Source organism: uncultured Brachyspira sp. (genome assembly GCF_910588665.1).
Classification (GTDB): Bacteria; Spirochaetota; Brachyspiria; order Brachyspirales; family Brachyspiraceae; genus Brachyspira.
In genome coordinates this window covers 1-6,691 of the sequence record NZ_CAJUPR010000023.1, presented here as the reverse complement: position 1 = coordinate 6,691, position 6,691 = coordinate 1, and the positions used below count along the sequence as shown (strand labels likewise).

Sequence of the window (6,691 nt, the reverse complement as noted above, 5' to 3'; positions counted from 1 at the left end):
TTAAATATATATATTTTAAATTCAAATTTTTATGTAAATTGTCTTACTATTTTTAGAAAATGACTTTGTATTTATCTAAATATAAGATACTCACTTCTCATCTGCGATATTTAGTATAATATTTAGTAATGTAATAAGAAAAATATGATAATATTTCTTGTGAATAAGAAAATAACCAATAATCTAGAATAATATTTTCAATCTCTGGAACCAGACACAAAAAGCTTTCATAAATCACCCAATTAAGTAATATGGATTTGTACACAATAATTACAAAATTATAAGAAAATTGTCTTACTATTTTTCGAATTTGGAATTGTATTTAACTAAATATAAGATACTTACTTCTCATCTGCGATATTTAACATAATGTTTAGTCATATAATAAGAGTAATATGTCGATATTTCTTGTGAATAAGAAAATAATGAATAATCTAGAATAATATATCCGATCTCTGGAACCATACACAAAAAACTTTCATAAATCACCCAATTAAGTAAAATATGTTTGTACATAATAATTACAAAATTATAAGAAAATTGTCTTACTGTTTTTCGATTTTGAAATTGTATTTAACTAAAACTAAATATTTTATACTAATTATCATTATTAAATATGTAAATTTTATGAAAAATATTAATATTCAACTTAATATTTTCTTTTTACTCCTGTTTTATAAAGATATAATCTTTTTGATGATTTCTATTAAAAAAATTATAACGGATGATTTTCAATATGTCTCAAAAAAATAACGAATAACATTCAAAAAGCTCGATTTTGAATGTCCTCAGAACCGCAGCCATAACAATAACATGAATAGCTATTCGAACTTTGCGCGATGCATATTCTATTTATTTTAAAAGTAAATGACTCATGATAATTCATGTAATAATGCATTTTCTTTCAATATTTGAAAATAATGATGCAATAATACTGTATTTGGAAATACTCAATTTTTTTCTTAACTTTTATAGAAATAAATTTTTTCAAAAACTGCTTGTATTTTATTACCAAATTAATAAAATTACATGTAAAAAGATATTTATATATATCAATTGATACAAAAATTATTTAATAAAAAAAGAAGAATTAAATAAAAAATTATTGATGTTTTTTTAGCCAACTTTTATTTCAATGATACGATACTGGTTGACAGGTCCAGACTGGGAACCTATGAAAGGAACATTAAAACAGGCATTGGACTACATTAACAAAAATAAGCCTGATAAAGACCATTTCATGATGCAAGGTCAAATCCCTAATGACTTTCAGAAAAAGTTCGATAAAGAAATAGAACTGAAAAATGCCCTCAAAGATCTAATGTCAATGTCCTGGATCGAGTTCTCTGAAAAATGGACACAAATGGCGTTTCAATTCCCAGGTCTTTGTATGAAATGGAAAATGGATCATGCTGATAGACTCCCACAATGGGAGGGTTCACTAAAGGTCAAAAATTTCTGGATCACTGGTCCCCCTGGATGTGGAAAAAGCTACTGGGCAAGAAAACAAGTCCCACAAGATCTAATTTGTTTCAAGCAACAAAACAAATGGTGGGATAACTACGACGATAAAAGAACAAAAGTAGTACTTATTGAAGATGCAGGTATCAACTCCTTGAGAAGCTTCCCAGAAAAAGTCAAGGTATGGGCAGATGCATACTGGTTCCAAGCTGAAATCAAAAATGGTCAAATAATAGTGAACCCTCAAAAATGGTTTTTCATTGTGACAAGTAATTATACAATTACTGAAATTTGGCCAGAACCTGAAGATCATGATCCGATAAAAAGAAGGTTTACTGAAGTTTCAGTGTCTACAAGAAGTGATTTATTCTTCTTAACACAATTGGACGTCTCAATTCTTAAATAAACAGTTCAATTTTTCAATTGATTATTTTTATTTTAACTTTTTCTATATAGTCCGAGAGTTTTTTCGATTCGGACTATTTTTTAATTTGACCTTTGACGATCATTATTTTAACCATGACATGTTAAATGAAACAGTATTTGGTCATTAATTGAGAGGATATTTGGTTTTGTGATAAACAAAGGCCAAAAAATTCAATGATAATGGTGAATTTTTCAATACTTAACCGTAATTTTTCTATGTAGTCCCAAACAGTGTTAAGGGTATAAGGGTAATATTAGAAAAAAATATTTTTTTTTTTTCTAGTTGTCTTATACCCTTAACACTTTTGTTTGGTTATACAAATTAAAAAATTACTTTTATAAATGTCAGATAACATTAACATACTCGAAATATTTAACGAAAACTTTATTACATCTATTAATAACGATAATATGGATCAAAAATATCAAATGATACATGATACAGAATTTAAATTGAATATGATAAAAAAAGAATTCTATGAGAAGATTATTAATGAATATGGAAATTCTTTTCAAAAATTAATCGTAAAAATAAATAACAAACTACTTGAAGATACAGCTTTAAAAATTTTAAATAAATTATAATTAATTATTATATAAACAATTTCTTTATTATTTTTTTTTCTTTTATTTAATTTTAAAATTTAATAAAACGCAGAGTCTCTCCCCTCTGCTATTTTCATCGTTTTTGTCTCCTCCGATTCTCATAAGTTCATCGGAGATGAAGATTACTACGGATCCAGAAAAGTGAAAATATTATTTAGATTTTTTTTGATTTTTTAAAAATAAAAGACGCTTAAAAAATAATTAAAAGTAATTGTTTATTCAAGAATAACCTAATGATTCAAGTTCTTCTAAACATCGGCGCAGAATACGAGTAAGCTGATCAACCTGGCGCAAAAATTCAGTGATCCGTGGTTCATTATTGTTACGTGGAGAAGGGGGCTCTGTTCCATGATCATGAACATATTGGAGATACGACTCAAGCCCTTCTTTCAAAGAAACAATTCCATTAGAAGCTGTAGAAGACATCAATTAAAATGATTTACTAAACGTATTAATTATACGTTTAAATTGAAATTATTATAAACGGAATTTATAATAATGTCATCTAACAAATCACTTGCCATTAAAGCATAACGAATTTCTTTCAAAAAAGTTCGTTACGAAAAAAATAGTTATCGAACTCACTTTTAAATAATTATTACCGATTAAATACTCAGAAAATGTACTCAACGGTAACTTTTTGATAAATTATTTTTATAAAAATTACGATAGTTCAATAGTTTATTTTATTAGTTTTTCAATAATTATAGAAATTCTCTTCATTTATCAAATGGCTCGAAGGAAGCGATGTGCACAGAAAGGCTACATGAGACCAGCAATATCGAACCCACCACCAGTAGATTATAATAGTACATCAACTGATACCAGTGAAAGCGAAGATCAAACAAGACCTTATGTTCAACGAGCGACAATAGAAATGGAAGCTCGCAAGGAGAAACACCGAAGACTAAAACGTGCATTACTTGAAAAGAAAATGAACGCGTTACTGAACATGGCCAAAACTCACGAACGACTCGCTGACGATGTCTTGGATCTCAGTAGTGAGACAGGACACTATAACATTCCATTAAGAGCCTTCCATGGAGAATGGAATGAAGTTACAACACTACAGTATGCTCTGGAATCGCTACAACAATGGATAGCTTTCGGTGAAAAGGTACAGCATATCGGCACTTTTTCCGATTCTGATGAACCAGAACAACAACAAACAAAGCAGCAACAACAACAGAAAAGTTTCTTCGAGATCTCTGATTCAGATGAAGAAAGTAATAATTAATTACTAAAAGACTAATTTCTTATTTTTATTATTATATTTTTATTTTTTTTTTAAAATTTTAAAATTTTAAATTTCATAGGGGTAATGTAAAAATTTTGAAAATTTTGAAAAATTATCTTTTTATTTAAAAATGCCAAAAAACAATAGAAATTATTAACGTATAATTATTCTCATTGTTGAATATTTCTGAAAAAGAACAGATTGTGAAAATGGTATATCTATAATTAAAGAATTACCGTCATTCATTATGGATGATTGCTTAATAGTATGAGTATATGATGGTTCATTATCATCTAACGACGGACATATAAGTTCTGGAATTAATTCATTTGCAATTGAGAATGTAGATTGACCATACATACCAGCTTCTAAAGTATAAACAGGATTCTTTTGGTTTAATTGAATATTGAAAGCTGGAATTTTAGTAGTAGTTATTGCATTTAATGTAACATTCGGTTTAACAAGAACAGAAGTTTGATCATCTGTTAATATATAATTTGTAATTGTGAAAAACGCATTCCAAGAATAATCAGGATTTTGTCTATAATTAATTCTACAAGAATCATCAAAAGAAGCTTGATTGACAGGAATATCAGTATTCGATTGTTGAATTATATCAAAACATAAATCAGAATCGATTTGAAAATATGAGTCTTTTGCTACATTTTGATCTGCAGGAAATCTATATATATCATTTTTATCAGATTTATAAGGTGATAAGGTTACTTCTAAAACTTCAGCAGCAGGAGGAAGTGGATCTGGTGGATAGATAGCTTTTATAGTTGTCTGCGGAGAAATTAATATAGATTCATCTGTAAAATGCCATTCTGGAGTATCTTTTGTTAAAGTAATATTATAAACAGCTGAAGGAATTTGAACAAGAACCTGGATTCGTGAATCTTTCCAAAGAAATCTATTCCTATCTTGAGTAAACATATATGTTTTTTTATACATAATAACCGGATATTCTTCTTCTTTCTCAAATTCAGAAACATTAATTACAGAAAGTGGAAACATTAAAGGCATATCTTTGATTATTTGTAAATTTTTCATTATATCAGGAGAAATACGAACATATGAATTTTGAGCTATTGCTTTATCTTCTTGCCAAGTTAAAGAAGGATTTGAAAAATCAACATCATATTGTAAAAGTTCCGGAAACGGAATAGGCGGTGGATTAAATCGAATTCTTGAACCAATAGCTGGTATTATACCATCACAAATCCATTCTGGATTTTGTTCATTTAAAATAATATCAAATTTAGAAGCTGTTATATTCCTCATGAAAGATAATATAGAATTTGAATAAAAATAATAAGGTGATCGAGTTGGAGTTGCTTGTGGAAAATGATAATGAATTAAATAAGGATCATCTTCATCAGGTTCATAACTTGCGGCTGTTTGTAAATTAATTATGTAAGGTAAATTAAAAGGTTTTGATGATAAACCAGGTTTTACAATTTCTATACCTGTTAATAAATTCGGATCAATTTGAATTATTGAATCTTTTGAAATATAAAAATCATTATCAGGAGAATATGAATTAGTTTCAAAATCTAAAGAAATATTCACAACTTCTGGATTTACAGGACCTGGAGGAACTGGTTGATTTTCAAATGAAATAATAGAACCTTTTGATAGAGTCATATTTTGATTTACTTTAAAATTATTTGGTATCTTAAATTCACCACAAAAAAAAATCATATCAAAATCAATAGGAGTGGAATTATCTATACTTTTAATTATCGAAAGATTTTTAAATAAATCAGATTTGAATCTATATACTTGAAAATGCGTATCATCTCCTGGATATTCAGGTGGGATTTTTTGTTGAAATGAATCCAGATCCAATTTAATCGGAGGTATAGATTTTGGATTTTTGCCTGGATTTGATAAATCTAATAATTTATCCTTTTCAGAAGATGGTAATCGTATAACTGAACCTTTTTTTATATATAAATCAGAAGAAAATGAAAAATTTTTAATTAAAGAAGAAAATTGTAATGTAATAGTTCTAATGATAGGTTCTGGTAAAGGTGCTGGTGGAATTGGAATTGGATAACCACCATTAAAAGGGATATTGATAATAGTATTAGGTGTTATAAATATTTTATAATTACCAAAATTTAATTTTATAGAATTTGATGTTAAATCATACGAAAATTGAGATGCATTAATTGGAAAATTTACATTTTGATTAAAAATATAATTCGGAATACATGAAGAAGAAAGGTGAATTTCTGAATTACTCTTAATCTTAGAATCAATATTAAATTGTACTCTATTATGATTAAAATTTAATTCTTCATTAATTAATTTATAATCTTTATTAGCTGAAATCTCTCCAGTTCTTATAAAATAATTTCTATAAATAGGTATCAGATAAGAATTTATTTCAAGATCTGGACCTGGTTGTTTTAAATATGATTTATCTAAAGGGTTATTATTACGTTTACGCATAAAATAAAATGAAATAATGTTTATTAAATAAAATTTGAATTATAAACTACATTAACAAAACCATTAAAAGTATAAGGTGTTAAGTAATCTTTGTTATTTGAAGGAAAAATAATAATATAAATTGTTTCATTTGGTTCTAGTTTAAAAACTCCCGGAATATTAAATATAGTTTTATCAGATTGATTCAATGTTTCAGTAAAATATATCAAATTACTATTATAATACGGTAAAAATTTATTAACTGGTGAAAACTTAGGAACAAAATCATAATATTCAGATGGAAAAAATGAGGAATATAAATATTTAAATACTACAATATTGAAAACAGGAGGAGGTTGATTATTGATCATTAACGGAATTTGATCTAATTCATCATGTGATAAATTATAATTGATTTCTAAATGGAGTTTGGTAATTTTTCTAGAATATTTTAAAGAATCTATATCAAGATATGATTTTGAATCAGAACCATATAATATATCTCCTTTAAATATTAAAGGA

5 protein-coding genes are annotated in these 6,691 nt (G+C 26.8%); 3 read left to right on the top strand and 2 right to left on the bottom strand.

Going from position 1 to position 6,691, the window contains the following annotated elements:
- Positions 1-1,174: 1,174 nt before the first annotated feature.
- The 3 genes from QZ306_RS10275 (at position 1,175) to QZ306_RS10265 (ending at position 3,730) form a co-directional block, all read left to right on the top strand.
- Positions 1,175-1,867: a hypothetical protein gene (locus QZ306_RS10275; RefSeq protein WP_295163589.1), complete on the top strand. Its 693-nt coding sequence runs from the start codon at positions 1,175-1,177 to the stop codon at positions 1,865-1,867.
- Positions 1,868-2,316: 449 nt separating this feature from the next.
- Positions 2,317-2,472 (top strand): hypothetical protein, encoded by a 156-nt coding sequence (locus QZ306_RS10270; RefSeq protein WP_295163588.1) that lies wholly within the window; start codon positions 2,317-2,319, stop codon positions 2,470-2,472.
- A 787-nt stretch (positions 2,473-3,259) separates the two neighbouring features.
- The gene (locus tag QZ306_RS10265) at positions 3,260-3,730 is read left to right on the top strand and encodes a hypothetical protein (RefSeq protein ID WP_295163587.1); all 471 of its coding nucleotides are present in this window, start codon (positions 3,260-3,262) and stop codon (positions 3,728-3,730) included.
- A 153-nt stretch (positions 3,731-3,883) separates the two neighbouring features.
- Here the strand turns inward: QZ306_RS10265 and QZ306_RS10260 are convergent, their stop codons facing one another.
- Together QZ306_RS10260 and QZ306_RS10255 are read right to left on the bottom strand one after the other, a co-directional pair.
- Entirely contained in the window at positions 3,884-6,190 is a 2,307-nt protein-coding gene (locus QZ306_RS10260) for a hypothetical protein (protein ID WP_295163585.1), read from the bottom strand.
- Between the two features lie 23 nt (positions 6,191-6,213).
- Positions 6,214-6,691 (bottom strand): hypothetical protein (locus QZ306_RS10255; RefSeq protein ID WP_295163583.1); only part of this gene is annotated, 478 nt, incomplete at its 5' end.